At 63.6% G+C, this 25,638-nt stretch carries 25 protein-coding genes; 8 read left to right on the top strand and 17 right to left on the bottom strand.

What is annotated here, in order from left to right; all coding sequences use genetic code 11:
* Positions 1-6: 6 nt before the first annotated feature.
* Positions 7-222 (bottom strand): twin-arginine translocase TatA/TatE family subunit, encoded by a 216-nt coding sequence (locus tag AC0IPL_RS09540; protein ID WP_474273947.1) that lies wholly within the window; start codon positions 220-222, stop codon positions 7-9.
* A gap of 226 nt (positions 223-448) precedes the next feature.
* Here AC0IPL_RS09540 and AC0IPL_RS09535 point away from each other — a divergent pair, with 226 nt between their 5' ends.
* From AC0IPL_RS09535 to AC0IPL_RS09525, 3 genes are all read left to right on the top strand, one after another.
* Positions 449-757, top strand: a complete 309-nt coding sequence (locus AC0IPL_RS09535) for an antibiotic biosynthesis monooxygenase family protein (RefSeq protein ID WP_474273946.1) — start codon at positions 449-451, stop codon at positions 755-757.
* A 68-nt stretch (positions 758-825) separates the two neighbouring features.
* On the top strand, positions 826-1,506 hold the full coding sequence (locus AC0IPL_RS09530) for a helix-turn-helix transcriptional regulator (RefSeq protein ID WP_474273944.1): 681 nt from the start codon (positions 826-828) through the stop codon (positions 1,504-1,506).
* A 196-nt stretch (positions 1,507-1,702) separates the two neighbouring features.
* The gene (locus AC0IPL_RS09525; protein WP_474273942.1) at positions 1,703-2,338 is read left to right on the top strand and encodes a DUF998 domain-containing protein; all 636 of its coding nucleotides are present in this window, start codon (positions 1,703-1,705) and stop codon (positions 2,336-2,338) included.
* A gap of 55 nt (positions 2,339-2,393) precedes the next feature.
* Here AC0IPL_RS09525 and AC0IPL_RS09520 read toward each other — a convergent pair whose 3' ends face one another.
* The 4 genes from AC0IPL_RS09520 to AC0IPL_RS09505 form a co-directional block, all read right to left on the bottom strand.
* Positions 2,394-3,485 carry an ABC transporter ATP-binding protein gene (locus AC0IPL_RS09520; RefSeq protein ID WP_474273940.1) on the bottom strand — a complete coding sequence of 364 codons (1,092 nt, stop codon included), beginning with the start codon at positions 3,483-3,485 and terminating at the stop codon, positions 2,394-2,396.
* Positions 3,486-3,538: 53 nt separating this feature from the next.
* Positions 3,539-4,921 carry an SLC5/6 family protein gene (locus AC0IPL_RS09515; protein WP_474273938.1) on the bottom strand — a complete coding sequence of 461 codons (1,383 nt, stop codon included), beginning with the start codon at positions 4,919-4,921 and terminating at the stop codon, positions 3,539-3,541.
* A 97-nt stretch (positions 4,922-5,018) separates the two neighbouring features.
* Positions 5,019-6,143, bottom strand: a complete 1,125-nt coding sequence (locus tag AC0IPL_RS09510) for a hypothetical protein (protein WP_474273937.1) — start codon at positions 6,141-6,143, stop codon at positions 5,019-5,021.
* Positions 6,144-6,153: 10 nt separating this feature from the next.
* A complete protein-coding gene (locus tag AC0IPL_RS09505) occupies positions 6,154-6,933 on the bottom strand; it encodes an SDR family oxidoreductase (RefSeq protein ID WP_474273935.1) in 780 nt (259 codons plus the stop codon).
* A gap of 210 nt (positions 6,934-7,143) precedes the next feature.
* Between AC0IPL_RS09505 and AC0IPL_RS09500 the strand changes: the two genes are divergently transcribed.
* Positions 7,144-8,169 (top strand): Hint domain-containing protein, encoded by a 1,026-nt coding sequence (locus AC0IPL_RS09500; protein ID WP_474274255.1) that lies wholly within the window; start codon positions 7,144-7,146, stop codon positions 8,167-8,169.
* A 44-nt stretch (positions 8,170-8,213) separates the two neighbouring features.
* Here the strand turns inward: AC0IPL_RS09500 and rimK are convergent, their stop codons facing one another.
* Complete coding sequence (rimK, locus tag AC0IPL_RS09495) at positions 8,214-9,119, bottom strand: 30S ribosomal protein S6--L-glutamate ligase (RefSeq protein WP_474273934.1); 906 nt, start codon at positions 9,117-9,119, stop codon at positions 8,214-8,216.
* Between the two features lie 245 nt (positions 9,120-9,364).
* Between rimK and AC0IPL_RS09490 the strand changes: the two genes are divergently transcribed.
* The 4 genes from AC0IPL_RS09490 to AC0IPL_RS09475 all read left to right on the top strand — a co-directional run bounded on the left by AC0IPL_RS09490 (position 9,365) and on the right by AC0IPL_RS09475 (position 14,088).
* Positions 9,365-10,972 carry a peptide chain release factor 3 gene (locus AC0IPL_RS09490; protein ID WP_474273932.1) on the top strand — a complete coding sequence of 536 codons (1,608 nt, stop codon included), beginning with the start codon at positions 9,365-9,367 and terminating at the stop codon, positions 10,970-10,972.
* Positions 10,973-11,080: 108 nt separating this feature from the next.
* Positions 11,081-12,016: a glycosyltransferase family 2 protein gene (locus AC0IPL_RS09485; protein ID WP_474273931.1), complete on the top strand. Its 936-nt coding sequence runs from the start codon at positions 11,081-11,083 to the stop codon at positions 12,014-12,016.
* Between the two features lie 182 nt (positions 12,017-12,198).
* The gene (locus AC0IPL_RS09480; protein WP_474273929.1) at positions 12,199-13,680 is read left to right on the top strand and encodes a DEAD/DEAH box helicase; all 1,482 of its coding nucleotides are present in this window, start codon (positions 12,199-12,201) and stop codon (positions 13,678-13,680) included.
* A gap of 222 nt (positions 13,681-13,902) precedes the next feature.
* Positions 13,903-14,088, top strand: coding sequence for an RSP_7527 family protein (locus AC0IPL_RS09475; RefSeq protein ID WP_474273927.1), 186 nt, complete (start codon positions 13,903-13,905; stop codon positions 14,086-14,088).
* Positions 14,089-14,325: 237 nt separating this feature from the next.
* Here the strand turns inward: AC0IPL_RS09475 and AC0IPL_RS09470 are convergent, their stop codons facing one another.
* The 11 genes from AC0IPL_RS09470 to nuoH all read right to left on the bottom strand — a co-directional run bounded on the left by AC0IPL_RS09470 (position 14,326) and on the right by nuoH (position 25,632).
* Positions 14,326-15,993 carry a ribonuclease J gene (locus tag AC0IPL_RS09470; RefSeq protein WP_474273925.1) on the bottom strand — a complete coding sequence of 556 codons (1,668 nt, stop codon included), beginning with the start codon at positions 15,991-15,993 and terminating at the stop codon, positions 14,326-14,328.
* Positions 15,990-16,772, bottom strand: coding sequence for a type III pantothenate kinase (locus tag AC0IPL_RS09465; protein WP_474273922.1), 783 nt, complete (start codon positions 16,770-16,772; stop codon positions 15,990-15,992). Before AC0IPL_RS09465 ends, AC0IPL_RS09470 begins: the two co-directional genes overlap by 4 nt.
* Positions 16,773-16,784: 12 nt before the next feature.
* Positions 16,785-17,531, bottom strand: a complete 747-nt coding sequence (locus tag AC0IPL_RS09460) for a biotin--[acetyl-CoA-carboxylase] ligase (RefSeq protein ID WP_474273919.1) — start codon at positions 17,529-17,531, stop codon at positions 16,785-16,787.
* 69 nt (positions 17,532-17,600) lie between these two features.
* Positions 17,601-19,040 carry an NADH-quinone oxidoreductase subunit NuoN gene (gene nuoN / locus AC0IPL_RS09455; RefSeq protein ID WP_474273917.1) on the bottom strand — a complete coding sequence of 480 codons (1,440 nt, stop codon included), beginning with the start codon at positions 19,038-19,040 and terminating at the stop codon, positions 17,601-17,603.
* A 15-nt stretch (positions 19,041-19,055) separates the two neighbouring features.
* Positions 19,056-20,606, bottom strand: coding sequence for an NADH-quinone oxidoreductase subunit M (locus tag AC0IPL_RS09450; protein WP_474273915.1), 1,551 nt, complete (start codon positions 20,604-20,606; stop codon positions 19,056-19,058).
* Positions 20,606-22,672: an NADH-quinone oxidoreductase subunit L gene (gene nuoL, locus AC0IPL_RS09445; protein WP_474273914.1), complete on the bottom strand. Its 2,067-nt coding sequence runs from the start codon at positions 22,670-22,672 to the stop codon at positions 20,606-20,608. The genes AC0IPL_RS09450 and nuoL overlap by 1 nt, the downstream gene beginning before the upstream one ends.
* A 6-nt stretch (positions 22,673-22,678) precedes the next feature.
* The gene (gene nuoK, locus AC0IPL_RS09440) at positions 22,679-22,984 is read right to left on the bottom strand and encodes an NADH-quinone oxidoreductase subunit NuoK (RefSeq protein ID WP_008553673.1); all 306 of its coding nucleotides are present in this window, start codon (positions 22,982-22,984) and stop codon (positions 22,679-22,681) included.
* Positions 22,981-23,592, bottom strand: coding sequence for an NADH-quinone oxidoreductase subunit J (locus AC0IPL_RS09435; protein WP_474273913.1), 612 nt, complete (start codon positions 23,590-23,592; stop codon positions 22,981-22,983). The genes nuoK and AC0IPL_RS09435 overlap by 4 nt, the downstream gene beginning before the upstream one ends.
* Positions 23,589-23,990 carry a carboxymuconolactone decarboxylase family protein gene (locus tag AC0IPL_RS09430; RefSeq protein WP_474274252.1) on the bottom strand — a complete coding sequence of 134 codons (402 nt, stop codon included), beginning with the start codon at positions 23,988-23,990 and terminating at the stop codon, positions 23,589-23,591. The genes AC0IPL_RS09435 and AC0IPL_RS09430 overlap by 4 nt, the downstream gene beginning before the upstream one ends.
* Positions 23,991-24,096: 106 nt before the next feature.
* Positions 24,097-24,591, bottom strand: a complete 495-nt coding sequence (nuoI, locus tag AC0IPL_RS09425) for an NADH-quinone oxidoreductase subunit NuoI (protein WP_222506945.1) — start codon at positions 24,589-24,591, stop codon at positions 24,097-24,099.
* Positions 24,592-24,594: 3 nt separating this feature from the next.
* Positions 24,595-25,632, bottom strand: a complete 1,038-nt coding sequence (gene nuoH, locus AC0IPL_RS09420) for an NADH-quinone oxidoreductase subunit NuoH (protein ID WP_474273912.1) — start codon at positions 25,630-25,632, stop codon at positions 24,595-24,597.
* Between the last annotated feature and the right edge of the window lie 6 nt (positions 25,633-25,638).

The following is a 25,638-nucleotide window of genomic DNA, read 5'->3' as shown; positions in this document are numbered from 1 at the left end:
CGGACCTCAGACCTTGTCTTTTTCAGTCTCGGGGGTGACGTCCTTCGCCTCTGCGGCGGTGTCGTCTTCCAGCTCTTTGCTGCCTTCGCTGATGCCCTTCTTGAACGAGGTGATGCCCTTGCCAACTTCGCCCATCAGCGAAGAAATCTTGCCGCGGCCGAACAGGACCAGAACCACGACGGCGATCAGAAGAATGCCGGGAAGGCCGATATTGTTGAGCATGAGTGTTTCTCCTTGCGTAGTCCGGCGCCTGCTGCGGACACCGGTAGAAAATGTTCCCACCGGGTTTAGCGCGCCGCCCGCCCGGAACAAAAGCCACAAGCCGACCGCAACGACACCGCAACAGCCGGTTTTGCCAAGTTTTCCGGACGGGGCGCAGCCAACTGACAGGTTTATGTCAGTTGGACCCGGGTAAATCCAGCCCATCACAGCACCAAGGAGAGACGTGATGGAAAAACATGTGGCCGAAATCGTGACCTTCAGACTGGCTGAAGGCGTCAGCACCGCCGCCTTCACCGCGCTGATGCAGCGCACCGAGGGCTTTGTGCGGGCGCAGCCGGGATTTGTTGCCCGGTGGCTGAGTGAGGGCACTGATGGCAGCTGGACCGATTATGTGGTCTGGCAGGACATGGCCACGGCCCAGGCCGTGGCGCGGGCATTTACGCAGCAGGACTTCGCGCCAGCTGTAATGGCGGCGATTGCGCCGAACAGTGTAAGCATGCGTCATGAAACTGTCCTGTGGCAGATGGCGCCCTGACGGCTGCGGGCTGCGCCCAAGGCGGCGCAGCCCTTGACCTCCCCGCGTGCGCGCTCCAAGGCTGGGCCATGCGCCGCACCGACCGCCTGTTCGAAATCATCCAAATCCTGCGCGATGGCAAATTGCATCGCGCCCAGGACATCGCCGCACGGCTCGAGGTCTCGACCCGCACCATCTACCGCGACATGGACACGCTGGTGGCCTCTGGCGTGCCGGTGGAGGGAGAGCGCGGCGTCGGCTACATGGTGCGCGAACAGATCAGCCTGCCGCCGCTCGCCCTGACGCCAGCGGAGCTGGAAGCGTTGAACCTTGGCATGGCCATCGTTGCCGAGGCCGCTGACCCCGACCTGAAGGCCGCAGCGCAGTCGCTGGCGGCCAAAGTGGATGCGGTGCTGCCCGAGCAGACCATCGCCGAGGCTGATGCCTGGAAGTTCGCCGTCTACCCCTTTGCCGACGCGGCGCGCGGCTTTGCCCATATGCCGACCCTGCGGGCGGCGATCAAAGCCCGCCAGAAACTGCACCTGTCTTATCGCCGCATCGATGGCACGCTGACTGAGCGCCGCATACGCCCCTTGCACATGGAGTACTGGGGCCGGGTCTGGACCTTGACCGCCTGGTGCGAGCACCGCGAGGCCTTTCGGGTGTTCCGCGTCGACCTGATCGAGGAGGCTGCCGCACTGCCCGAGCTGTTTGTCGATGAGCCCGGCAAGCGGTTGCAGGATTACCAGCCCGACAAAGACCAAACCTGAGGCCGGAGGTTTGCGGAACCGACCTGGCGGGCGCTGCTGACGCCAGCGCCGGAGCCCCTTTTGCGCGGCCAGCCGCCCCAGCCAGATCGCACTTGCAATCCTCGGCACGGATATCAGGCACGGATATGCGGAACACGTGGCCACTGTTGCGCGTTGGTTCCCTGCCCCAGATAAGGCCGCCCGAGGAGACCGCCCCATGTCAGCCCCCCCGTTACCGCCCGCCCTGCACTGTGCCCCGACGCTTGTGCGTATTCTTGCCGCCTATGCCTGTCTTGGCTGCCTATTGTCGGCAGCCTCCGTAATCGCGGCTGACATCGTGGTGCCGGATCACAATTGGATTTCGGACACGATCAGCGACCTCGGCGCGGGGCGGTACGAGTTCATCGTCGATGCCGGGCTCTACGCCTTTTCTGCCGCGCTGGTCTGTATCGCCATCCTGGCGGGCCATATCCACTTGGGCGGCCGGGGCTGGAGCTTTGGGGTTGTCGCGTTCGCCCTCATGGGGCTGATCGTCTTTCTGGTTGGTGCCCGCAACGAATATGGTGACAGCGACAACGAAGGCGTGGTGATCCACGTCTACCTGGTCTACGCGCTGGGGGTACTGATGGCTGCGGCCCCTTGGGCGATGGCCAGCGCCGCCGGGCAGATGGGGCGCGGCTACACGCGGCTGCTCCGGGCGATTGCGGTGCTGTGGACCCTGACGGCGCCGGTGTTCTTCTTTTTGCCGACCGGGATCGACGGCATTTACGAACGCGGTCTGGGCCTGCTGGCAATCGCGGCCGTCTGCACGTTGGCGCATCTGTTCCTGCGGTATGGGCGCGCGCTGAGCTAGCCCGCCCGCGCCGTCCGCTCGCCCTGCCGCCGCTGCGCAGTGGTGGTGGCGGAGGTCAGGCGGGAAACACGAAGCAGCGATTGCGCCGCACTGTCAGCCACATCGCCCGGCCCTTCTCCGGCAGGAACACATTCGGCACCGTCGCCTTGAGGATGGAGCCGTCGAATTCCATGCGGAACTCCACGAGGCTTTCGCGGCCCAGAAACCGCGCACGTTCCACCACCGCACGGGCGGGCACGCCATCGCTGGAGGTCGGCAGCGGCCCCCTGCCAGCGCGATCAAAGTCGATGCGCAAATGCTGCGGGCGGAACACGATCTCCACCTCGGTGCCGTCCGCCACCCCCGGTGCCAGGAATTCGCCAAAGGCCGTGCGGGCCAGCGCGCCGTTTACCTGGGCCTTCAGCACGTTCACATCACTGAAGAAGGCCAGCGCGGCCTTGTCGGCCGGATGGGTATAGACGTTGTAGGGCGCGCCCTGCTGCACGATCCGCCCGCCGCGCATCAGCGCGATCTCATCCGCCATGCGCATCGCCTCTTCCGGCTCATGGGTGACCAGAAGAACGGCGGTGTCTTCTTCCTTCAGCAGGCTCAGGGTTTCATCGCGGATGCCGTCGCGCAGCCGGTTGTCGAGGCCCGAGAACGGCTCATCCATCAGCATGATGCGCGGCCGTGGCGCCAGGGCGCGGGCCAGCGCCACACGCTGCTGCTCGCCGCCCGACAGCTCATGGGGGTAGACATCTATGAACCGGCTCAACGAGACCTTCGCCAGAAGTTCCTCGGCGCGGGCGCGTCTGGCCTCCTTGCTGCCGGTCACGCCAAAGGCGACGTTGGCGCCGACAGTCAGATGCGGAAACAGTGCAAAGTCCTGAAACATCAGCCCGATTTCGCGCCGTTCGGGAGGCACACGAAAGACGGTGTCGCAGATCAGCTTGCCATCCACATAGATCTCGCCGCTGTCCTGCATTTCAACGCCGGCAATCATCCGCAGCGTGGTGGACTTGCCGCAGCCGGACGGGCCCAAAAGGCAGGTGACCTGTCCCGCCTGGATCTGCAAGGAGACGTCATCCACCACCGTGCGGCCTTCGATGCGACGCTTGATATTGCGGATTTCAAGACGGGGGGCTGGAGTTTGGGTCTGCAATTGCACCTGTCGCCTCTTGCGGTCCCCGACGGTTTTCGTCGGATTTTGCGGCAGCTGTATCAGCCTGCCTGCGCTGCTTCAACCCTGCGGCTGCCGCAGGCCACGGCGGCAAAGCCCGCCAGCAGCACCACCAGGCAGATCTGTAGCAGCTGTTCGTATTTATGCCCGTCATAGAGCAGCGCCGCCACGCCGGGAAGATCGCGCAGCATATAGGCCGCAGCGCCCACCATCGCCGCCGCAAAGCTGGCCAGATAAGCCCAAAGCGCCACCCGCCGCCGCAGCAGCGTGGCCACCAGCACCGGTGTGAGAAACATCGACGCGGTGCCAGAGACCGCCACCGCGTCAAACAGCGTCTGGTTCCCCCACAGCGTCAGCGCGCCGCCCGCGACCGCAAAGACCAACATCGCAAGACGCCCGCCCGCCAACGTGCGCGGTGCCAGCCGCAGCTCTTCCACAACCAGCCGTGCCGCACTGCTCAGCGCCGAATCCAGCGTCGACAGTGCCGAGACCAGCAGCGACAGGATCAGCAGCACAAACACCCAGCCCGGCAGCATTCCGGCCCAAGTGCCCAGCAGCTGGCCCTCATAACCGGCCCCTTCCAACGATGCCTGAATGCCGAAGAAGCCAAAGCCGAGAATACACAGGGCCGAGATCCAGAAGGCATGCAGGAAGCTTTTGCGGGTGGTGACCGGGTCGGCCAGGAAACCGCGGTCCATCATCACCGGATCATGCAGCGGGTAGGAGAACACCTGTAGCGCCGCCACCATCAGCAGCACCCAGCCGTTGTGCGCCCCCGCCGCCCCCGGAGCGGTCAACACCGCGGCGATGTCAAAGCCCGGCCGCAGGATCAGCGCCAGCAGCGCCGCGCCGAACACCGCCAGGAAGAACAGCATCTGGATCACGTCGGTGCGCAGCGCCGCTGACAGCCCGCCCCAGGCAGAATAGCCCAGCGCCAGCAGGCCGACCGCAATGATGGCCTGGGTCTCGATCCCCGCCACCCCCGGCAGGGCGGCACCAAAGATCAGCCCGACCACCAGCAGATTGGCAAAGACCTCGGACAAAAGCCGCAGCGCGATCACCAGATTGTAGGCCATGGTCCCGGTGGTGCCGAACCGCTGCGCCAGCCAGCCCTGCACCGAAGCAGCGCCCTGTGCGCGCATCCGGCCGACGATTAAACCACCGGTCAGGAAGGAGCCGTAATAGGCCGCATAGGCCAGCGTGCCTGCGATGCCGTAATAGAACCCCAAGATCGCGGCATTCATCAAGGAGCGGGCGAAAATCCAGGTGGTGACCTGTGACAGCACCAACGTCCACAGCCCCGGCGCCTGGCCGCTGGCAGCGCGGCCGCCAAAGAAGCCGCCCACCGTCACCTTGCGCGGTGCGTAAAACAGGCTGAGGACAACAACGGCGGCAAACAGGGCGGTGATGGCGAAGGCTTGCATGGCAGGTTCCCGTGACGTGACCGGCCCGGCCTAGCAGCAGCGCCGGACCGCTGCCAGATCTCCCACAGGATCGTGAAGCCGCGTCAGGCGCGCGCCGCTACGACGGCGGCAGCAGCTCAAACACGGCTTCGGCGCGGACCCGGCCATTGACCATCAGCTCCACCCGGTGCGGCCCCGGCACCAGTTTGAAGGTGGTGGCATCGCCCTTCAGCTTGTGGCGCTTGCGGATCTTCAACCTGTCGCCGTCAACCCGCGCCTGTTTCAGCTTGAACACCTTGGCGGAGGTCTTTCCCGATGGGCGTTGAAAATGCAGCACGTAATCCACCAGAATCGGGGATCCCGGGGGCGCTGACAGGGTGCAGTCCAACTCCAGCACCTCTCCGATCCGAACGGTCTGCGTCTGCAGGTCGATCTGGGCCCGCAGCTCCAGATCCGGGTCATAACCCAGCATCTTCATGGCGCGCGGGTGCCCGGCCTTGACCAGTCCGCGCAGGGCGTGGGCCGTGATCCAGGCCAGCTCCTTACTGTCCTGCTCCCCGGTAACCTGCCAGCGGGCCAACTTGTCCATCACCAGATCCGGATCCTTCTTGGCGATGTCGTTGAGGTGGTTGGCAACGGAGCGCGTGACATAGCGGGTGCGATCCCCGTGCAGCCGGTCCAGCAGCGGCAGCGGCGCGGTCAGCTCCAGCCCTACCGCCTGCCCCCAGGGCAGCCGTGGCCGGGTGCCCTCGCTGACCAGGCGGCGCACGTGATAGCTGGGATGCCCGGCCCAGCGCTCCATCCGCGCCAGCACCTGATCGGGCCAGCGGTTCAGAAAGGGGCGGATGGCCCATTCCATCGAGAACCGATGGGTGATCTCCTCCAGCAGGTCCAGCGACAGATCGCGGTGCTCCGCCAGCCCGCGGCGGGCGACATATTCGCCCAAGGGGGCAAATATGAAATCGCCAAAGTCGTCATCGCTCAGCGCCGGGTCCAGCGGCGGCGGCAGCGCGCGCAGCAAAACCGGGGCGGCCTCGGGGAGGCTCGCGGGCAGATGGTCTGCCAGCACGTCGGCGATCAGCGTGATGCGCTGCTTCAGCTCCAGCGCGGGCAGATCCGCCATCACCTGCGCCTCGAAGGCGGCAGCGTCAAATCCAGTGTCAGCCGCAGAAAAAAGGTCCGCCAGATAGCGGACCTTGTCGCGGTTGAACAGCTGGTCTTTCAGGGAAAACCCGCTGGCCATGCGCGGCTCCTTACATGGTGGTGTTGGTGGCGCCGCCATCCAGCAGGATGTTCTGACCGACCATGAAGCCCGCGTTCTGCGAGCAGAGGAAGGCGCAGGTCGCACCGAATTCCTGGCGGGTGCCGTAGCGACCTGCCGGAATGGTGGCGCAACGCTGCTCCTTGGCTTCTTCGACAGAGATGCCTTGCGCCTTGGCCGCGCCCTCATCCAGCGACACGGCGCGGTCGGTGGCGTGGATGCCCGGCTGCAGGTTGTTCATGATGACGCCCTTGCCGGCCACCTGCCGCGCGGTACCCGCGACATAGCCGGTAAGACCGGCCCGCGCCGCGTTCGACAGGCCCAGCACCGGGATCGGAGACTTGACCGATACAGACGTGATGTTGACCACCCGGCCCCAGCCGCGGTCCATCATGCCCGGCACCAGCGCCTTGATCAGGGCAATCGGCGACAGCATGTTGGCGTCCAGTGCCTTGATGAAATCCTCGCGCTCCCAGTCAGTCCACATGCCCGGCGGCGGGCCGCCCGCGTTGGTCACCAGAATGTCGACGCCGTCGGCGGCCTCCAGCACCTTTTTCTGGCCGTCTTCGGTGGTTACATCGGCGGCCACGGTAACCACCTCGACGCCGTACTGATCGCGGATCGCCTGCGCCGAGGCCTCGAGCGCGTCGGCGCCGCGGGCGTTCATCACCAGGTTCACACCCGCCTCTGCCAGCGCCTCGGCACAGCCCAGGCCCAGCCCCTTGCTGCTGGCGCACACCAGCGCGCGTTTGCCCGCAATACCCAGATCCATCGTCATTCTCCCTTGGGATTCTCAATTCCGTTCACGGCGCAGATTGCACCGATGGGCGGGCAATGACCAGCCCTGCCCCGCCATGGCCGCACATGCGTCCTGCGCCGGGAAATCTGCGCCGCGGCACCGTTTTTTGGCCATTTTTCGGTGCCATACCTCTTGGAGCGCCGCCGCGCAGAAGACATCATAGTGACAGACCCGGAATTGACGATGGACCCCAGTTTGACTGCCAGCCACGCCTCCCTTCCGGCCTACCCGGCCACCGAATTCCGCGCCGAATATGGCGCGTCAATGGGCGACCCTCTTGGGCTGCTGGACGAGGTGGTGCTGGATGACGTGTACATGCTGGCGCAATCTGCCCGACCGCAGCGGCTGGGTATCACCGCGCATCACGACGGCACCCTGACGGTGGACGAGGATACCGAACTGGGCTCTCCCGGCGCCGCGCTGCATCTGGACGGGGTGCTGACGATGATGCCCGACAGCGGTGCCAATACCGAGGTTCTGGTCATGGTCGAGGCCGACTCCGAGGGCTATGTGGCGGAGATCTTTCTGCTGCCGCTGGCCCCTTTGCGGCCGCAGGTGACCTACACGCTGGTCAGCGCCGAGCGCGCGCCCGCGCGGCGCAAGCTGGCGCAGTCGGCCTGCGTGTCTTTTGTCCGGGGCACCCGCATCACCCTGGCGACAGGGGCGCAATGCCGGATCGAGGATCTGCGCCCCGGCGACCGGGTGCTGACGCGCGATGCCGGTGTGCAGCAGGTGCGCTGGGTCGGGCAGTCGACCCTGCGTGCGGTGGGCAATCTGGCCCCGATCCTGATCCGCCATGACGCGCTGAACAATGCCCGCGATCTGGTTGTCAGCCCCAACCACCGGCTCATGGTCTATCAGCGGCGCGACGAGATCGGCGCCGGTGCGCCCGAAATCCTGGTGCGCGCTCGCGACCTAGTGAACGGCGACAGCGTGGTGGTGCTGGACGGCGGCTTTGTCGATTACGTGCAGATCCTGTTCGACAGCCACCACATTATCTATGCCGAGGGCATCGCGGCCGAAAGCACGTTCCTGGACCCGGTGACCCGCCCCGCCCTGCCGGACACGTTCTGGAGCAGCCCTACGGAAGACGCGCACGCCGCCCTGCCCCTTGCCCACACGCGCAGCGCCCATGGGCTGGAAGTGGGCCGCTCGCTGTTGAACCGCCCCGATGCGGTGGGGCTGCTGAAGCGGGCGTCCCTGCGGTAGGCGGCCTGCCGACCGCAGGCGCAGGCCACGGACCGGCCGACGACCTACCCTTTGCCCTTTGTCTTGGTCGCACCGGGTTTGGCGTGTTTTTCGATGTATTCGATGATCTTGCCGGCGATATCGAGACCGGTTGCCTTCTCCACGCCTTCGAGGCCGGGAGAGGAGTTGACTTCCATCACCACCGGGCCGTGATTGGCCCGCAGCATGTCGACGCCACAGACATTCAACCCCATGGATTTGGCAGCGCGGGCGGCGGTGGAGCGTTCTTCGGGCGAGAGCTTTACCAGCGCAGCAGAGCCGCCGCGGTGCAGGTTGGACCGGAATTCCCCCCCTGCCCCGGTGCGTTTCATCGCCGCGATCACCCGGCCGCCGACCACGATGGCGCGGATGTCGGTGCCGCCGGCCTCCTTGATGAATTCCTGAAGCAAGATATTGACACCGGCGCCGCGGAAAGCCTCGACCACCGATTTGGCCGACCGGTTGGTATCGGCCAGCACCACGCCGATGCCCTGAGTGCCCTCCAGCAACTTGATCACGATGGGCGCGCCGCCGGCCAGATCCAGCACTTCCTCGGTCTGCTTGGGATCATGGGCGAAGGTGGTGACCGGCAGGCCGATACCGTCGCGCGCCAGCAGTTGCATCGAGCGCAGCTTGTCGCGGGAGCGGCCGATGGCGACGCTCTCGTTCAGCGGAAACACTCCCATCATCTCGAACTGGCGCAGCACTGCCATGCCGTAAAAGGTGATCGAGGCGCCGATCCGCGGGATCACCGCATCAAAACCTGTCAGTTTTTCGCCGTTGTAATAGATCTCCGGCCGCCGCGAGGCGATGTTCATGTAGCAGCGCAGGGTGTTGATGATGTGCAACTCATGGCCGCGCTCTTCGGCGGCTTCCTTCATCCGCTTATGCGAGTAAAGCTCGGGATTGCGGGACAGCATGGCAATTTTCATTAGTATCTCCCTTTGGATATGGCCGGTTGGTGTCTTGCCCCTTGTGTGGTTGGCGCCGCTTTCCAGCGGAGCAGCAGCGGCTGCCGCCTCTGCGAGCGGGTCCTTGCGCTGCGGGCGCGGACTTTCATGGTAGCGCGTTTCGCAGCCGACATGAGAAATATCGGCAGCAGCCGGTCACTGCGCAGCAGGCGCCCGCCCGCGCCGTTTTTCTTGCCTCTTGCCGCATTCCTGCTATACGCGCGCTCATGCAGGATTCCGTCACAAACCGCCCCGAATTGCCGCCCGAAATTGCCCGTCGCCGGACCTTTGCGATCATCTCGCACCCCGATGCCGGCAAGACCACGCTGACTGAAAAGTTCCTCCTCTATGGTGGCGCGATTCAAATGGCCGGGCAGGTGCGCGCCAAGGGTGAGGCGCGGCGCACGCGGTCGGACTTCATGCAGATGGAAAAGGACCGCGGGATCTCGGTCTCGGCCTCGGCAATGTCGTTTGACTTCAGCGGCTTCCGCTTCAACCTGGTGGATACGCCCGGCCACTCGGACTTTTCCGAGGACACCTATCGCACCCTGACGGCGGTGGATGCGGCGGTGATGGTGATTGACGGCGCCAAGGGTGTGGAAAGCCAGACCCGGAAACTGTTCGAGGTCTGCCGCCTGCGCGACCTGCCGATCCTGACCTTCTGTAACAAGATGGACCGCGAGAGCCGCGACACCTTTGAGATCATCGACGAAATCCAGGAGAACCTGGCGATCGACGTGACCCCGGCCAGCTGGCCCATCGGCGTGGGGCGCGATTTCATCGGCTGTTATGACATGCTGCGCGACCGGCTGGAGCTGATGGACCGCGCCGACCGCAACAAGGTTGCGGAAAGCATTGAGATCAACGGGTTGAATGACCCGAAGCTGGCGGAACACGTGCCTGCGCATCTGCTGGACAAGCTGCTGGAAGAGGTCGAGATGGCACGCGAGCTGCTGCCCACGCTGGACCCGCAGTCGGTGCTGGAAGGCCACATGACGCCGATCTGGTTCGGCTCGGCGATCAATTCCTTTGGCGTGAAGGAGCTGATGGATGGCATCGGTGCCTATGGCCCAGAGCCGCAGCCGCAATCGGCCGAGCCGCGGCAGATGTCCCCGGAGGAGAAGAAAGTCGCCGGTTTTGTCTTCAAGGTGCAGGCCAACATGGACCCCAAGCACCGCGACCGGGTGGCCTTTGTGCGGATGGCAAGTGGCCATTTCAAGCGCGGCATGAAGCTGACCCATGTGCGCAGCAAGAAACCGATGGCGATCTCCAACCCGGTGCTGTTTCTGGCCTCGGACCGCGAACTGGCAGAGGAAGCCTGGGCGGGTGACATCATCGGCATCCCCAACCACGGCCAGCTCCGCATCGGTGATACGCTGACAGAGGGTGAGGCGCTGAAGGTCACCGGCATCCCCTCCTTTGCCCCCGAACTGTTGCAGGGCGTGCGCGCGGGCGATCCGATGAAGGCCAAGCACCTTGAAAAGGCGCTGATGCAGTTCGCCGAAGAAGGCGCGGCCAAGGTGTTCAAACCCTCGATCGGTTCGGGCTTTATCGTTGGGGTTGTCGGCCAGCTGCAATTCGAAGTGCTCGCCAGCCGGATCGAGATGGAATACGGCCTGCCGGTCCGGTTTGAGGCGAGCCAGTTCACTTCGGCCCGCTGGGTCAACGGCGAGCGCACGGCGGTGGACCGTTTCGTCAACACCAACAAGCAGCACATCGCCCATGATCACGATGGAGACATCGTCTATCTGACACGGCTGCAATGGGACATCGACCGGGTCGAGCGGGATTACCCCGACCTGACGCTGACCGCGACCAAGGAAATGATGATCTGAAGAGGCGCCCGGTTTTCCGGGCGTTTTCTTTTTCGCCCCTTGCGCTTGCAGCAGGCCCGACGGATGCTGGCCGGACCTGCGGTGCAGCCCGCAGGCAGGGAGCAAACCATGACGCAGCAGCAGGTAAAATGGGGCATCGTCAGCACCATCAAGGCCGACGCCGACGACATCCTGCGCTTTGCCGCCCATCATCTGGAGGCCGGGGCACACCGGTTGTACCTGTATCTGGACGCGCCCTGCCCGCGGGCCTTTGCGCAGCTGAAGGCGCATCCCAAGATCCGGGTCATCACCTGCGATGACGCCTATTGGCGCAAACAGGGCCGCCGCCCGGCCAAGCATCAGGTCCGCCAGAGCGCCAACGCCACCCGCGCCTATCACCGTCAGGCGGCGGGGGACGTCGACTGGCTGTTGCATTGTGATGTGGATGAATTCCTGTGGTCAGCTGAGCCCGTGGCGACAACACTGGCAGAATTGCCTAGCGACGCGCTCTGCGCGCGGGTGCGCCCGATCGAGGCGCTGGCGGGCGGCGATGGCAGCGCCTTCAAGGCGCTCGCCGACACCGCCGCCGCCGCTAAGGTCTACGGCCTTCTAGGGGGGGACCTGCGCGGCGGGTTTCTCAGCCATACCCAGGGCAAGCTGTTCGTGCGCAGCGGTCAGACCGGGCTGGAGCTGCGCATTCACAACGCGTTCGCGGACGGCGCCACCAATCCCGGCCAGGTCGAGCTGGCGCAGATGGACCTGTGCCATCGCCACGCCCGCACCTGGGACAGCTGGCTGTCGCACTATCGTTACCGGCTTCAGCGCGGCTCCTACCGGGCCGAGTTGAAACCCGCCCGGCCGCGGCACGCGGGGGGAATCACCGTCCATGAGCTGCTAAACGGGCTGGAGGAAGCGCAGGGAGAGGCTGGGTTGCGGGACTTCTTTGACGCGGTCTGCGCCGACAGCCCGACCCTGCGCGCGCGCCTGGAGTCCGCGGGATTACTGCGGATTCGCCAACTGGGCTTGGACGAGACGCGGAAAAAGCACTTTGCCGACGGTGCCTGACATGTCTCCTTTTCGGCGCGCTTCACGGCAAAAGGGCGACAAAACCCGGCATTAATTGACGATCACCCGGTATTTTGCTATTCCCCCCGTCGAGCCGGAAGCTGCTATCCCGCATGACCTTTGCGGAGCCGGCTGCAACACACACGCGCGGGCCAGGTCAGTGTCCGCAATGACGGATACAGATGACAAAATTTACCGATCTGAACCTGAACACCAAGGTCCTCAAGGCTATTGAGGAAGCTGGTTACGAAAGCCCAACACCCATTCAGGCCGGGGCGATTCCCCCGGCCCTCGAAGGTCGCGATGTTCTGGGCATAGCCCAGACCGGCACCGGCAAGACCGCGTCCTTCACCCTGCCGATGATTACGCTGTTGGCCCGTGGCCGCGCCCGGGCGCGGATGCCGCGCAGCCTGGTGCTGTGCCCGACGCGGGAACTGGCGGCGCAGGTCGCGGAGAATTTCGACACCTATGCCAAGCATGTGAAGCTGACAAAGGCCCTGCTGATCGGCGGTGTTTCCTTCAAGGAACAGGACGCCTTGATCGACAAGGGCGTCGACGTGCTGATCGCCACCCCCGGCCGCCTGCTGGACCATTTCGAACGTGGCAAGCTGTTGCTGACCGGCGTGCAGATCATGGTAGTGGATGAGGCCGACCGGATGCTCGACATGGGGTTCATCCCCGACATCGAACGCATTTTCTCGCTGACGCCCTTCACCCGCCAGACGCTGTTTTTCTCCGCCACCATGGCGCCGGAGATCGAACGCATCACCAACACCTTCCTGTCGGGCCCGGCCCGCATCGAAGTTGCGCGACAGGCCTCTGCCTCCGAGACCATCGAACAGGGTGTGGTGCTGTTCAAACCCTCACGCCGCGACCGTGAGGGCAGCGAGAAACGCAAGGTGCTGCGGGCGTTGATTGATGCCGAGGGCGAGAAGCTTACCAATGGCATCATCTTCTGCAACCGCAAGACCGATGTTGACACCTGCGCGAAATCGCTCAAGAAATACGGCTATGATGCGGCGGCGATCCATGGCGATCTGGACCAGAGCCAGCGCACCAAGACGCTGGACGGCTTCCGCGAAGGCGCTCTGCGCATTCTGGTAGCCTCCGATGTTGCGGCGCGTGGCCTGGATGTGCCCAGCGTAAGCCACGTGTTCAACTTTGATGTTCCCGGCCATGCCGAGGACTACGTCCACCGCATCGGCCGAACCGGCCGTGCCGGGCGCGAGGGGAAGGCGATCACCATCTGTTCCACCCGCGACGAAAAGGCGCTGGATGCGATCGAAAGCCTGATCCAGAAGGAAATCACCCGGCTCGAAAACCCGGTGCAATCCGAGCCGCGCAAACCGCGCAGCGAGAAGCCCGCGCGCGCAGCCAAGCCCGAAGCCCAGGCCGAGGTCGAACCCAAGGCTGAGCCGAAAAGCGAAGCAAAGGTTGAGGCCAAAGCCGAAACCAAGCGCGCTGACAGGCCCGCCGCCAAGGCAGAGACCAAGCCGGCCGCGCAACCCGGCAAGGACACGCGCGACACCAAGGGCGGCCAGAAGTCCGGTCGGTCCTCTGGACGCGGCAAGAATGACCGCCGCGATGACAAGACCGTTGTCGGCATGGGCGATCACATGCCCAGCTTCATTGCGCTCAGCTTTGAGGAGCGCCGCGCCAGCTGACTCTGGCGACAGCTGACCTGACAGATTATTGCGGGCCGCTTCTTCCGGGAGCGGCCCTTTCTGTTTCCCCCCAGAGCAGACCGCTCCGCGCCCATGCACCTGCGGCATAGACAGCTTTGCACTTGCAGCATAACGGGTCTTCGATCTTGGCTGGCGTAAATGCGCCGACAGCGGCGTATAGCTTCGTCAATAACATACGCGCCACTGATGACAGGCCACACCATGACCCCGACCGAAAACACCAAACCGACACTGACCCTTGCCCAATACCAGGCCATCGAAGCCCGCGCCCATGAGTTGCGCGCCGAAGCCTTCGCAACCATGCTGCGCGCCGTGTTCCGCGGCCTGTTCAGCGCCCCCCGCAAGGTGGTCTCCTGCCCCAGCTGTGCCCGTCCGCTGCACGGCTGACCGGCCTGCACCGCGGCCCTGTACAGGCCCAGATTTTTAACGCCGCGTGCCCGACTGGGCCGCGGCGTTTTTCGTGGGCGCGCAGGCCTGCCCCCTTGGTCCCTGACGGTGGCGCTGAACGCAACCGCGCCGCGGTCCCGGCAGGGGCCGCGGCGCCGGGCCCAACCGGGCCTGATGCATCTGTGATGCAGCTTGGGCCGGGCGGGAGAACCGCCCTGCCCCGCTTGGCAGACGGTGTCAGCGCATGCGGCTGACGACCACGGTCACTTCCGGCTTTTTGCCAATTTCTGCCTGGGCGCTCTGGCGGGCGATGCGGCGCAGTTCCTGCTCCAGCTTTTCCTCGTTGCGCAGGGTCTTGGCGCCGGCCCGCATCAGGAACTGGTTCAGATCCTCTTCCATCACCTCGACCAGTGCCGCGTTGGAGGTGCCGGTTTCCGCCAGCCCCTTGACGTCGCACCAAGGTTCGCCGAGCGGTTCGTCTTCCTCGTCCAGGATCACCGTCACCACCACATGGCCATTCAGCGCCATGCGAATACGGTCGCGGACGATGCCGTCCAGCGCGCCGTATTTGACCGAGCCATCCAGATAGGTGCGCCCCGTGTCGACATAGCCTGTAACCTTGGGCGCGTCGCCTGTCAGATCCATCATCATGCCGTTGACCACTACCGCGCTGGGAATGCCCTTGGCCTCACCCAGGCGCGCGTGCTGGCGCAGATGGCGGTGTTCACCGTGCATGGGCACCAGCATTTTCGGCTTCAACAGATCGTGCAGCGTCTCCAGGTCCGGGCCGTTGGCATGGCCGGATACGTGGTAAAGACCCGAGCTGTCGTCGACCACATCCACGCCTTTTTCGGAGAACTGGTTGATGATGCCGATCACACCCTTTTCGTTGCCCGGAATGGTCTTGGAGGAGAACAGGAACAGATCGCCCTCCTTCAGTTCCAGCCCGCGGTACTTGCCGCGCGCCAGCTGCGCTGTGGCGGCACGGCGTTCGCCCTGGCTGCCGGTGGTGATCAGCATCAGGTTTTCGCGCGGCACATTGCCTGCGTCCTCCGGGCTGATGGTCTTGGGGAAATCCGTCAGCACTCCGGTTTCCACTGCCGCCTCGATCATGCGGCGCATAGCGCGGCCCAGCAGGACAATGGACCGCCCCGCCTTCTCCGCCGCGATGGCCAGGGTTTTCACCCGTGCCACGTTGGACGCAAAGGTGGTCGCCGCCACCAGGCCCTTGGCGTTGGCGAATAGGTCGGTAATACCCTCGGGCAGTTCCGATTCGGAACGCCCCGGATGCTGCGAGAACACGTTGGTCGAATCACAGACCAGGGCCTGAATGCCGTCTTTCGCAATCTCTGCCCACATCTCCGGGTCGAAGGCTTCGCCGACCAGCGGGTTCGGGTCCAGTTTGAAGTCACCGGTATGCACCACCCGGCCCGCCGGGCTGTCGATCACCAACCCACCGCTTTCGGGGATCGAGTGGCTCATCGGCGCCACGCCCACGGTGAAGGGGCCGAGCTTGGTCACTTCGGGCCAGGCTTCGACCGTAATCACATTGGCCGGATCGTGGCCCGCCTCTTCCATCTTGCGCCGTGCGAGGTTGGCGGTGAAGGCGCGGGCGTAGATCGGCACGCTCAGGCTGGCGTACATATGCGCGATGGCGCCGATGTGGTCCTCGTGGCCGTGGGTGATGAAGATCCCCTCCAACCGGTCCACGCGGTCCTTGAGCCATGTCATGTCGGGCATGATGAGATCCACGCCCGGCGTTGAGTCCATGTCGGGGAAGGTCACGCCCAGATCCACCAGGATCAGCCGTTCTTTATCCTGTGGCCCGTAGCCGTAGACATAGGCATTCATGCCAATTTCGCCGGCCCCACCGAGGGGCAGGTATATCAATCGTTCACTGCTCATGCGTCAGTTCCGTTTTCCTTGTTATACTTGTGTATGATCTGAAGCCCATGCATCGTGAGGTCCTCCTCAAACGCATCAAACAGATCCGCTGTCTGCTGGAACAAAGGCGCCAGCCCGCCTGTAGAGATAACTTTCATCGCCACGCCGCGTTCCGCCTTGATGCGGGTGCAGATCTCGCGCACGAGGCCGACATAGCCCCAGAACACGCCGGATTGCATACAGGCGACGGTGTTAGTGCCAACTACACGCTGCGGCTTGGTAATGTCCACATGCGGCAGTGCAGCGGCGGCCTGGTGCAGCGCTTCCAGGCTGAGATTCACGCCGGGCGCGATCACCCCGCCGATATAGGCGCCGTCCACGGCCACCACGTCGAAGGTGGTTGCCGTGCCGAAATCGACCACGATCAGATTGCCGCCGTGCTGGTCGAAGCCGGACACCGTATTGACCAGCCGGTCCGGGCCGACCTGGGTGCCCGCGTCCACCCGGACGGCGACCGGCAGCAGGCATTCCGGCTTGCCGACCACCAGGGGCCGCGTGTTGAAGTAGCGATCCGCCAGAACCCGCAGGTTGAACACCACCCGCGGCACCGTGGAAGAGACGATCATATCAGTGATGTCCGCCTCGATCCCCTGTAGCCGCATCAGCGTGTTGAGCCAGACGTAATATTGATCCGCCGTGCGTTTCCAGTCGGTCGCGGTCCGCCACATGGCGATGAAGTTTTCGCCATCATAGATTGAGAAAACCGTGTTGGTGTTGCCGCAGTCAACTGCCAGAAGCATCGCTGCCCCTTCCTAGAAAAAGATATCCGCCGCCGGGATGCTGACGCGGCCCTTGGCGGTGTTTAGGACAAGGTTGCCGCCCGCGTCCACCGTCTCAAATGTGCCTTCGGTTTCCGAATTGACCGTGCGGGCGGTGATCACCTCGCCCAGCTTAGCGGCACGGGACAGCCACTCGGTGCGGATCGGCTCGAAACCGTAGGTGGTAAACGTCCGCTCATGGCGGGCAAAAGACTCCGCCAGCGCCTCGAGGAAATCCTCGGGCGTGACCTGCACACCGGTTTCCGACAACAGCGACACTGGCCAGACCGCACCCGGCTCCAGCCATTCCTTCATCGGGGTTTCCACCAGGTTGACGCCGATGCCGACAAACAGGTGGTTGACGCCCTTGCCGTTGCCGGAGCTCTCCAGCAGGATGCCCGCCAGCTTGCCGCCCTTCAGCAGCACGTCATTGGGCCATTTCAGCGACAGACCCTCGCCGCGCCCCGTCACTGCGACGCAGGCGTCATAGACGGCCAGCGCGGCGACAAAGCTGCGCAGCGCCGCCTGATCCGGCGCCCCCTCGGGGCGCATCACCAGGGTGGCGGCAAAATTGCCCTTGGGGTCTTTCCAGTCCCGGCCGCGACGGCCACGGCCCTTGGTCTGGCGCAGCGCCAGAATCCACTCTGGTCCGGCCAGATCGCCCGCGATGCGGGCGGCCTCGTCCAGGGTGCTGTCGACCTCGGGCAGCACCCGTTTTCCGTATCCTGCTGGCCAGCTCATGCGCGTTCCTTAGAAAGTGCGAAAGGCCCGGTCAAGCGACCGGGCCCATTCAGCCTGATGAAAAGCCGATCAGTTTACAAGGGTCGCCGCAGCCGCAGCCGCCGCGCCGTCGATGCCGAACTGGTAGACCACCCCCACCAGCATCAGCCCGGCCGACGCCATCAACGCCACTGCCAGAACCGGAGAGCCCTTGGCCTCCACCTCGCCCTCGCCGGTGCCGAAGTACATGTAGAACACGATCCGCAGGTAATAGAAGGCACCGATCACCGAGGCCACGGCAGAGGCTATCACCAGCCCCATCAGCCCGGCATCCACGCCGGCCTTCCACACGCCCAGCTTGGCAAAGAAGCCCAGCATCGGCGGCACGCCCGCCAGCGAGAACATCAGCACCAGTACCGCCAGCGCCTTGCCCGGCTCGCGCGCGGCGAACTGGTTCAGGGCCAGAATATCGGTGACCGGCTTGCCGTCCTTCTCCAGCATCAGGATGAAGGAAAACGTGCCGATGTTCATGGTGACGTAGATCGCGAGATAGACCAGCATCGCCGAGACGCCAGCCTCGGTGCCGGCGGCCAGTCCGATCATCGCATAGCCCATGTGGGCGATCGACGAGAACGCCATCAGCCGCTTGATGTCACGCTGGCCGATGGCCGCGACAGCGCCGAGGAACATCGACAGCACCGACAGCACCACGATCACCTGCTGCCAATCGGCAATGGCGCCACCGAAGGCATCATGCAGAACGCGGGCAAACAGGCCCATCGCCGCGACCTTGGGCGCGGTGGCAAAGAACGCAGTCACCGGCGTGGGCGAGCCTTCGTAGACGTCCGGCGTCCACATGTGGAACGGCACGGCGGAGACCTTGAACGCGAGGCCCGAGATCATGAAGACCAGTCCGAACAGCATGCCCATCGACATATGGCCCTGCTCTGCCACCTGGATGATGCCCGCGAATTTGGTGGTGCCTGCAAAGCCGTAGACCAGCGAGGCACCGTACAGAAGCAGACCGGAGGACAGGGCGCCCAGCACGAAATATTTAAGACCGGCCTCGGTGGATTTCACGCTGTCGCGGCGCATCGCGGCGACCACGTACAGCGCCAGCGACTGCAGCTCCAGCCCCATATACAGCGACATCAGATCGCCCGCAGAGACCATCATCATCATGCCGACGGCAGAGAGCGCCACCAGCACCGGATATTCGAACCGCAGAATGCCGCGGCGGGCCATGTATTCCTGCCCGATCAGCAGCACCGCAGCCGCGCCCAGCAGCAGCGCCACCTTGGCAAAGCGGGCAAAGCCGTCGTTGATGAACATACCGCCAAAGGCGGTCTGGGTGCCCGCCGGGCTGGACGCAATCCAGAAGGCCAGCACCGCAAGCAGCGCCGCGGTCGACCAAACCAACGGCCCGGCCAGCTTGTCCTTGCCGGTGTAGACCGCGCCCAGCAAGGCTGCCATCGCATAAAGCGCCAGAACGATCTCTGGCAGGATTACGGTAAGATCAGCTTGGATCATCTGACTGATGCTCCCTTAATGAGACGCAATCTGGGTGGCGACGGGCGTTGTGTCCGCAGCAGCCAGAGACTGGTTGAAGTTTGCGACCAGCGCCTCGGTCGAGGGGCTGATGATGTCGGTGATCAGGGCCGGGTAGACCCCCAGCAGCAGGGTCATCACCACTAGCGGCGCAAAGATGAAACGCTCGCGGGCATTCATGTCCTGGATCGTCTTGAGGCTGCCCTTGATGAGATCCCCGAACACCACCCGGCGATACAGCCACAGCGCATAACCGGCCGAGAAGATCACCCCGGTTGCGGCCACGGCGGTGACCCAGGTGTTTTTCTGGAAGGCACCCATCATGGTCAGGAATTCGCCGATGAACCCGGAAGTGCCCGGCAGGCCGACGTTGCCCATGGTGAACAGCATGAAGATCAGCGCAAAGGCCGGCATGCGAATGACCAGCCCGCCGTAGGCGTCGATGTCGCGGGTGTGCATCCGGTCGTAGATCACGCCCACACAGAGGAACAGCGCCGCCGAGATGAAGCCGTGGCTCAGCATCTGGAAGATCGCACCGTCAATGCCCTGCTGGTTGGCAGCGAAAATCCCCATGGTGACAAACCCCATGTGCGCCACTGAGGAATAGGCGATCAGCTTTTTCATGTCCTCCTGCACGATGGCCACCAGTGAGGTGTAGACCACGGCAATGGCCGACATCCACAGCACCACATCGGTCATCACGTCCGCGCCCACCGGGAACATCGGCAAGCTGAAGCGCAGGAAGCCGTAACCGCCCATTTTCAGCAGGATCGCCGCCAGAACAACAGAGCCCGCGGTGGGCGCCTGCACGTGTGCATCCGGTAGCCAGGTGTGCACCGGCCACATCGGCATCTTCACCGCAAAGGAGGCAAAGAACGCCAGGAACATCAGCGTCTGCACGCCGCCCAGAACATGAATGCCCAACACATCGAACGACGCCGCCGAGAAGCTGTGCGTCAGCAGGGCTTCGATATCGGTGGTGCCAGCGTCCACATACATGAACACCATCGCCACCAGCATCAGCACCGAGCCAAAGAAGGTGTAGAGGAAGAACTTGAAGGAGGCGTAGATCCGCTCCTTGCCGCCCCAGATGCCAATGATCAGGAACATCGGAATGAGGCCCGCCTCAAAGAACAGGTAGAACAGTACCAGATCCAGCGCCATGAAGACGCCCAGCATCAGGGTCTCCAGCAGCAGGAAGGCGATCATGTATTCCTTCACCCGGTCGGTGACCGACCAACTGGCCAGAATGGTCAGCGGCATGATGAAGGTGGTCAGCATCACAAACAGCACCGAGATGCCATCAACGCCCATCTTGTACTTCAGCCCGAAGATCCAGTCGGCCTCTTCGACGAACTGAAAGCCGGTGTTGGCGGGATCGAACTGCGAATAGATGCCAAGGCTGATCAGGAAAGTGACCGTGGTTGCGAACAGCGCCACGAACTTGGCGTTGCGCTGCGCCGCCTCGTCCGCGCCGCGCATCAGCAGGGCCAGAATGGCCGCCGCAAGCGCCGGGATGAAGGTGACAATAGAAAGGAGATTGTCCATCAGTGCGCTCCTCCGCCGATCGACATCCAGGTGACCAGGGCCGCAATGCCCAGCACCATCCAGAAGGCGTAAGTGAAGATGTAACCGGACTGCGCCCGGCCCGCGAGGCGGGTGAAGAAGGGCACGACGCCCATGGCCAGACCGTTCAGGAAGCCGTCGATGGTCTTGCCATCGCCCTTTCTCCAGAAGAACCGACCCAGAGCCAAAGCGGGTTTGACAAAGATCGCGTTGTACAGCTCGTCAAAGTACCATTTGTTCAGCAGGAACAGGTACAGGGGGCGCTGCTGCTGCGCCAGGCGTTTGGGCAGCGAGGGGTTCACAATGTAGAACAGATAGGCCAGCGCCAGACCGCCCAGCATGGCGATGAAGGGCGAGACCTTCACCCATTTCGGCGCCGCATGGGCCTCTTCCAGCACGTGGTTGTCCGGCGCGATATAGAGCGCGCCCGCGCCCGGCTCGCCTGCGAAGACGTAGTGGTGCTCGTCGCCCGCGTGAAGCGCAGTTGCGCCGTCGTCGGCCGCGCCGCCATCGGCCTCCGCCACCGGAATGCCGTAGAACTTGCCCACCGTGTCGGCGTGACCAAAGAAGCTGTTGTACCACAGCATACCCGAAAAGACCGCGCCCAGGGCCAAGACCCCCAGCGGGATCAGCATGACCATCGGGCTTTCATGGGCGTGTTCATGGGTGTGCTTGTCGCCGCGCGCCTCGCCATAGAAGGTGAGGAACATCAGACGCCAGCTGTAGAAGGAGGTCATGAAGGCCGCGAGCACCAAGGCCCAGAAGCCGAACATCGACCCGCCCGCATAGGCGCTCTCGATGATGGCGTCCTTGGACAGGAAGCCGGCAAAGCCGATGTGTGTCAGCGGTATACCGACACCTGTGATGGCCAGCGTGCCGATCATCATCGCGGCAAAGGTAAACGGGATCTTCTTGCGCAGGTTGCCGTAGTTGCGCATGTCCTGCTCGTGGTGCATCGCGTGGATCACCGACCCCGCGCCCAGGAACAACATCGCCTTGAAGAAGGCGTGGGTGAACAGGTGGAACATCGCTGCTGAATACATGCCAACGCCTGCGGCGACGAGCATGTAGCCCAGCTGCGAGCAGGTCGAATAGGCGATCACGCGCTTGATGTCGTTCTGCACCAGGCCGACGGTGGCTGCGAAAAACGCGGTCGCCGCACCGATCACGGTGATGAACGTGGTGGCTTCGGGTGCGAACTCCATCAGCGGCGACATGCGGCAGACGAGGAACACGCCCGCGGTCACCATGGTGGCGGCGTGGATCAGCGCCGACACCGGGGTCGGGCCTTCCATCGCGTCCGGCAGCCAGGTGTGCAGCAAGAGCTGCGCCGATTTGCCCATCGCGCCGACAAACAGCAGGAAGGCAATCAGGTTGGCCGCGTTCCATTCCCCCCACAGGAAGGAGACCTGGGTTTCCGCCAGCGTCGGCGCCGCGGCAAAGATGTCGCTGAGGTTGATGCTGTCGGTCAACAGGAACAGGGCAAAGATCCCCAGCGCAAAGCCGAAATCCCCAACGCGGTTGACGATGAACGCTTTCATCGCCGCGGCATTGGCGCTCGGCTTGCGGTAGTAGAAACCGATCAGCAGATAGGAGGCGACACCGACGCCCTCCCAGCCAAAGAACATCTGCACCAGGTTGTCGGAGGTCACCAGCATCAGCATCGCAAAGGTGAAGAACGACAGATAGGCAAAGAAGCGCGGCTTGTAGCTCTCGCCCTCTTTCCACTGCGGATCATGGTCCATGTAGCCGAAGGAATAGAGGTGCACGAGGCTGGACACGGTGGTGATCACGATCAGCATGATCGCGGTCAGCCGGTCCAGACGGATCGCCCAGTCCGTCGCCAAAGAGCCGCTTTCGATCCAGCGCAGGATCTGGATGATCTCGGTCACCCCGTCAAATGACAGGAAGGTGATCCAGCTCAGCAAGGCCGACAGGAACAGCAGCGCCGTGGCGGTCACGGTGGCGGCGCGTTCGCCGATGAACTTGTGGCCGAAGCCGCAGATCACCGCCCCCACCAAAGGGGCAAAGAGGAGGATGGTTTCCATGGTTCTTCAGCCCTTCATCACGTTGACGTCTTCGACGGCGATGGTGCCGCGGTTGCGGAAGAAGCAGACCAGGATCGCAAGGCCGATGGCGGCCTCGGCGGCGGCCACGGTCAGGACAAACAGGGTAAACACCTGCCCCACCAGATCGCCCAGGAAGCTGGAGAACGCCACCAGGTTGATGTTCACCGCCAGCAGCATCAGTTCGATGCTCATCAGCAGGATGATGACGTTCTTGCGGTTCAGGAAGAGCCCGAAGATGCCGATGACGAACAGCGTCGCCGCGACGGTCAGATAATGTTCAAGTCCGATCATTTGCTTTGCAGCCCCTGCCCCGGTTTCACGTCCTTCAGCTCCATCGCCATGGCCGGGTCGCGCATCATCTGGGCGACGACGTCCTGACGTTTGACATCCGTGCGGTGGCGCAGCGTCAGCACGATTGCGCCGATCATCGCCACCAGCAGGATCAGGCCCGACAGCTGGAACAGAAGGAAATATTGGTCATAAATGATGAGGCCGAGCGCCTCGGTGTTGTGGCGGTCGATGGGCACCGGATTGGCCAGCAGCTCCGGCGCCTTATGGGCGGTTTCCCAGACACCAAAGGCCATCACGAACTGCATCAGGATCACCAGCCCGATCAGCAGCGCCAGCGGCATATAGCGCGCCATCTCCGCCTTCAGCTCGGCAAAGTCCACGTCCAGCATCATCACCACAAAGAGGAACAAGACCGCGACCGCCCCCACGTAGACGATGATCAGCAACATGGCGACGAATTCCGCCCCCAGCAGCACAAACAGCCCGGCCGAGGAAAGAAAGGCCAGGATCAGCCACAGCACCGAATGCACCGGCTGGCGGCTGATCACCGTGAACAGCCCGCCGGTGATGGCGCTGATGGCGAAGAGGTAGAAGGCAAACACGCTCATGTCTCATCGTCCTTGTTGTCGTCCAGCACCGCCTGCGCCAGATCCAGCGCCCGGTTCATGGCCGGAATGCCGGCAAAGACCGACATCTGTCCGATCGTTTCCACGATCTCTTGTTTCTTGGCACCCGCCGCAAGGGCGTGGCGCACGGTCTGGCGAACGGCCGTGTCGGCCTGCGCGCCCTGGCAGGTCAGCCCGGCCAGGGTCAGCAGCAACCGCGTCTTGGCATCCAGCCCGCCCTTGTTGACGGTGTTGCCGAACATCATCTCCATGACCTCTTTGGGCATGGTGGGCCACAACGCCTCGAACTCCTTGAAGGCCTCCGAGGGCGAGAAGTTCTCCAGCGCCGGGTTGAACGCCTTGGCCATCTGCTGGGCCTGCGCCTGCATCTGTTCCATCATGGCCTCAAACGGGTTGGGCGGCTGCTTGGTCACGTTCTTTCCTCCGGTCCAAGACTTTTCTCAAAAGTCTTGGCAAAAGTTTTTAGAAAACTTTTGCGCGGCAATGTCATCGGTACGGCGCGTCGATTTCCAGGTTGCGGGCGATCTCGGCTTCCCAGCGGTCGCCGTTGGCCAGGAGTTTGTCCTTGTCGTAGAACAGCTCCTCGCGGGTCTCGGTGGCGAATTCGAAGTTCGGACCTTCGACAATGGCATCCACCGGGCAGGCTTCCTGGCAGAAACCGCAGTAGATGCATTTGGTCATGTCGATGTCATAGCGCGTGGTGCGGCGGCTGCCGTCCTCGCGCGGTTCCGCGTCGATGGTGATCGCCTGCGCCGGGCAGACCGCTTCGCACAGCTTGCAGGCAATGCAGCGTTCTTCACCGTTCGGGTAGCGACGCAGCGCGTGCTCACCGCGGAAGCGGGGCGACAGTGGGCCTTTTTCGTGCGGGTAGTTCAGGGTGGCCTTGGGGGCAAAGAAATACTTCAGCCCCAGTTTGAAGCCGACCCAGAAATCCTGCAGCAGGAAATACTTGGCGGCGCGGGTATAGTCGATGTTTGCCATCAGTTAGCCTCCCACGGTCCAGCGGGCGAAGATGCCCCAGAACCAGTCAAATTTTGCAGCAAAGGACACAAACACCACCCAGGCCAGCGAGAACGGCAGGAACACTTTCCAGCCCAGCCGCATCAACTGGTCATAGCGGTAGCGCGGGGTGATCGCCTTTACCATCGCGAAGAGGAAGAAGAAGAACGCCATCTTCGCGACCATCCACAACACGCCGTCCGGCAGGCCCGGAATGGGCGACAGCCAACCGCCAAAGAACAGCAGCGAGGTCAGCGCGCACATCAGGAAGATGGCGATGTATTCGCCTGCCATGAACAGCAGGAAGGGTGTTGCCGAATATTCCACCTGATAGCCCGCGACCAGTTCCGATTCCGCTTCCGGCAGGTCAAACGGGGGTCGGTTGGTTTCCGCCAGCGCCGAGATGAAGAACAGGAAGACCATCGGGAAATGCGGGATCCAGTACCAGTTCAGCAGGCCCAGATCACCGTCCTGCGCCCGCACGATGTCGCCGAAGTTCATGCTGCCGGTGGAGATGATGATGCCGATGATTATGAGGCCCAGCGAGACTTCGTAGGAGATCATCTGCGCTGCCGACCGCAAGCTCCCGAGGAACGGGTATTTCGAGTTCGACGCCCAGCCACCCATGATGACGCCGTAGACTTCCAAGCTGGAGACCGCAAAGACATACAGAATGGCGACGTTGATGTCCGACAGGACCCAGCCGTCGTTGAAGGGGATCACCGCCCAGGCGATCATCGCCAGTACAAAGCTGGTCATCGGTGCCAGGATGAACACGGTGCGGTCGGCGCCGGCAGGGATCACCACCTCTTTGACCACGTATTTCAGCGCATCGGCCACCGATTGCAGCAGGCCGAAAACACCCACCACATTGGGGCCACGGCGCATCTGAACCGCGGCCCAGATCTTGCGGTCCCCATAGACGAGGAACAGAAGCGAGATCATCACAAAGGCAACAACCGCAAGCACTTGCGCCAGGATCAGAACAGCAATGCCGCCCGTAGTTGTAAAGAATTCAGCCATAGGTCC

Source organism: Leisingera sp. SA32 (assembly GCF_056033425.1).
The sequence above is the reverse complement of the archived record's forward strand: the minus strand, read 5'-3'. Positions and strand labels throughout refer to the sequence as shown.

Excerpts from the sequence above, each read along its gene's own strand:
- AC0IPL_RS09515 (WP_474273938.1), bottom strand. The coding sequence starts at position 4,921 with ATGCAAGCCTTCGCCATCACCGCCCTGTTTGCCGCCGTTGTTGTCCTC.
- AC0IPL_RS09485 (WP_474273931.1), top strand. The coding sequence starts at position 11,081 with ATGACGCAGCAGCAGGTAAAATGGGGCATCGTCAGCACCATCAAGGCC.
- AC0IPL_RS09435 (WP_474273913.1), bottom strand. The coding sequence starts at position 23,592 with ATGAGCGTGTTTGCCTTCTACCTCTTCGCCATCAGCGCCATCACCGGC.
- nuoN (WP_474273917.1), bottom strand. The coding sequence starts at position 19,040 with ATGATCCAAGCTGATCTTACCGTAATCCTGCCAGAGATCGTTCTGGCG.
- AC0IPL_RS09450 (WP_474273915.1), bottom strand. The coding sequence starts at position 20,606 with ATGGACAATCTCCTTTCTATTGTCACCTTCATCCCGGCGCTTGCGGCG.
- nuoK (WP_008553673.1), bottom strand. The coding sequence starts at position 22,984 with ATGATCGGACTTGAACATTATCTGACCGTCGCGGCGACGCTGTTCGTC.
- AC0IPL_RS09510 (WP_474273937.1), bottom strand. The coding sequence starts at position 6,143 with ATGGCCAGCGGGTTTTCCCTGAAAGACCAGCTGTTCAACCGCGACAAG.
- AC0IPL_RS09525 (WP_474273942.1), top strand. The coding sequence starts at position 1,703 with ATGTCAGCCCCCCCGTTACCGCCCGCCCTGCACTGTGCCCCGACGCTT.
- AC0IPL_RS09540 (WP_474273947.1), bottom strand. The coding sequence starts at position 222 with ATGCTCAACAATATCGGCCTTCCCGGCATTCTTCTGATCGCCGTCGTG.
- AC0IPL_RS09530 (WP_474273944.1), top strand. The coding sequence starts at position 826 with ATGCGCCGCACCGACCGCCTGTTCGAAATCATCCAAATCCTGCGCGAT.
- AC0IPL_RS09480 (WP_474273929.1), top strand. The coding sequence starts at position 12,199 with ATGACAAAATTTACCGATCTGAACCTGAACACCAAGGTCCTCAAGGCT.
- nuoI (WP_222506945.1), bottom strand. The coding sequence starts at position 24,591 with ATGGCAAACATCGACTATACCCGCGCCGCCAAGTATTTCCTGCTGCAG.
- AC0IPL_RS09490 (WP_474273932.1), top strand. The coding sequence starts at position 9,365 with ATGCAGGATTCCGTCACAAACCGCCCCGAATTGCCGCCCGAAATTGCC.
- AC0IPL_RS09430 (WP_474274252.1), bottom strand. The coding sequence starts at position 23,990 with ATGATGGAACAGATGCAGGCGCAGGCCCAGCAGATGGCCAAGGCGTTC.
- AC0IPL_RS09535 (WP_474273946.1), top strand. The coding sequence starts at position 449 with ATGGAAAAACATGTGGCCGAAATCGTGACCTTCAGACTGGCTGAAGGC.
- nuoH (WP_474273912.1), bottom strand. The coding sequence starts at position 25,632 with ATGGCTGAATTCTTTACAACTACGGGCGGCATTGCTGTTCTGATCCTG.
- AC0IPL_RS09505 (WP_474273935.1), bottom strand. The coding sequence starts at position 6,933 with ATGGATCTGGGTATTGCGGGCAAACGCGCGCTGGTGTGCGCCAGCAGC.
- AC0IPL_RS09470 (WP_474273925.1), bottom strand. The coding sequence starts at position 15,993 with ATGAGCAGTGAACGATTGATATACCTGCCCCTCGGTGGGGCCGGCGAA.
- nuoL (WP_474273914.1), bottom strand. The coding sequence starts at position 22,672 with ATGGAAACCATCCTCCTCTTTGCCCCTTTGGTGGGGGCGGTGATCTGC.
- AC0IPL_RS09465 (WP_474273922.1), bottom strand. The coding sequence starts at position 16,772 with ATGCTTCTGGCAGTTGACTGCGGCAACACCAACACGGTTTTCTCAATC.
- AC0IPL_RS09500 (WP_474274255.1), top strand. The coding sequence starts at position 7,144 with ATGGACCCCAGTTTGACTGCCAGCCACGCCTCCCTTCCGGCCTACCCG.
- AC0IPL_RS09475 (WP_474273927.1), top strand. The coding sequence starts at position 13,903 with ATGACCCCGACCGAAAACACCAAACCGACACTGACCCTTGCCCAATAC.
- AC0IPL_RS09460 (WP_474273919.1), bottom strand. The coding sequence starts at position 17,531 with ATGAGCTGGCCAGCAGGATACGGAAAACGGGTGCTGCCCGAGGTCGAC.
- rimK (WP_474273934.1), bottom strand. The coding sequence starts at position 9,119 with ATGAAAATTGCCATGCTGTCCCGCAATCCCGAGCTTTACTCGCATAAG.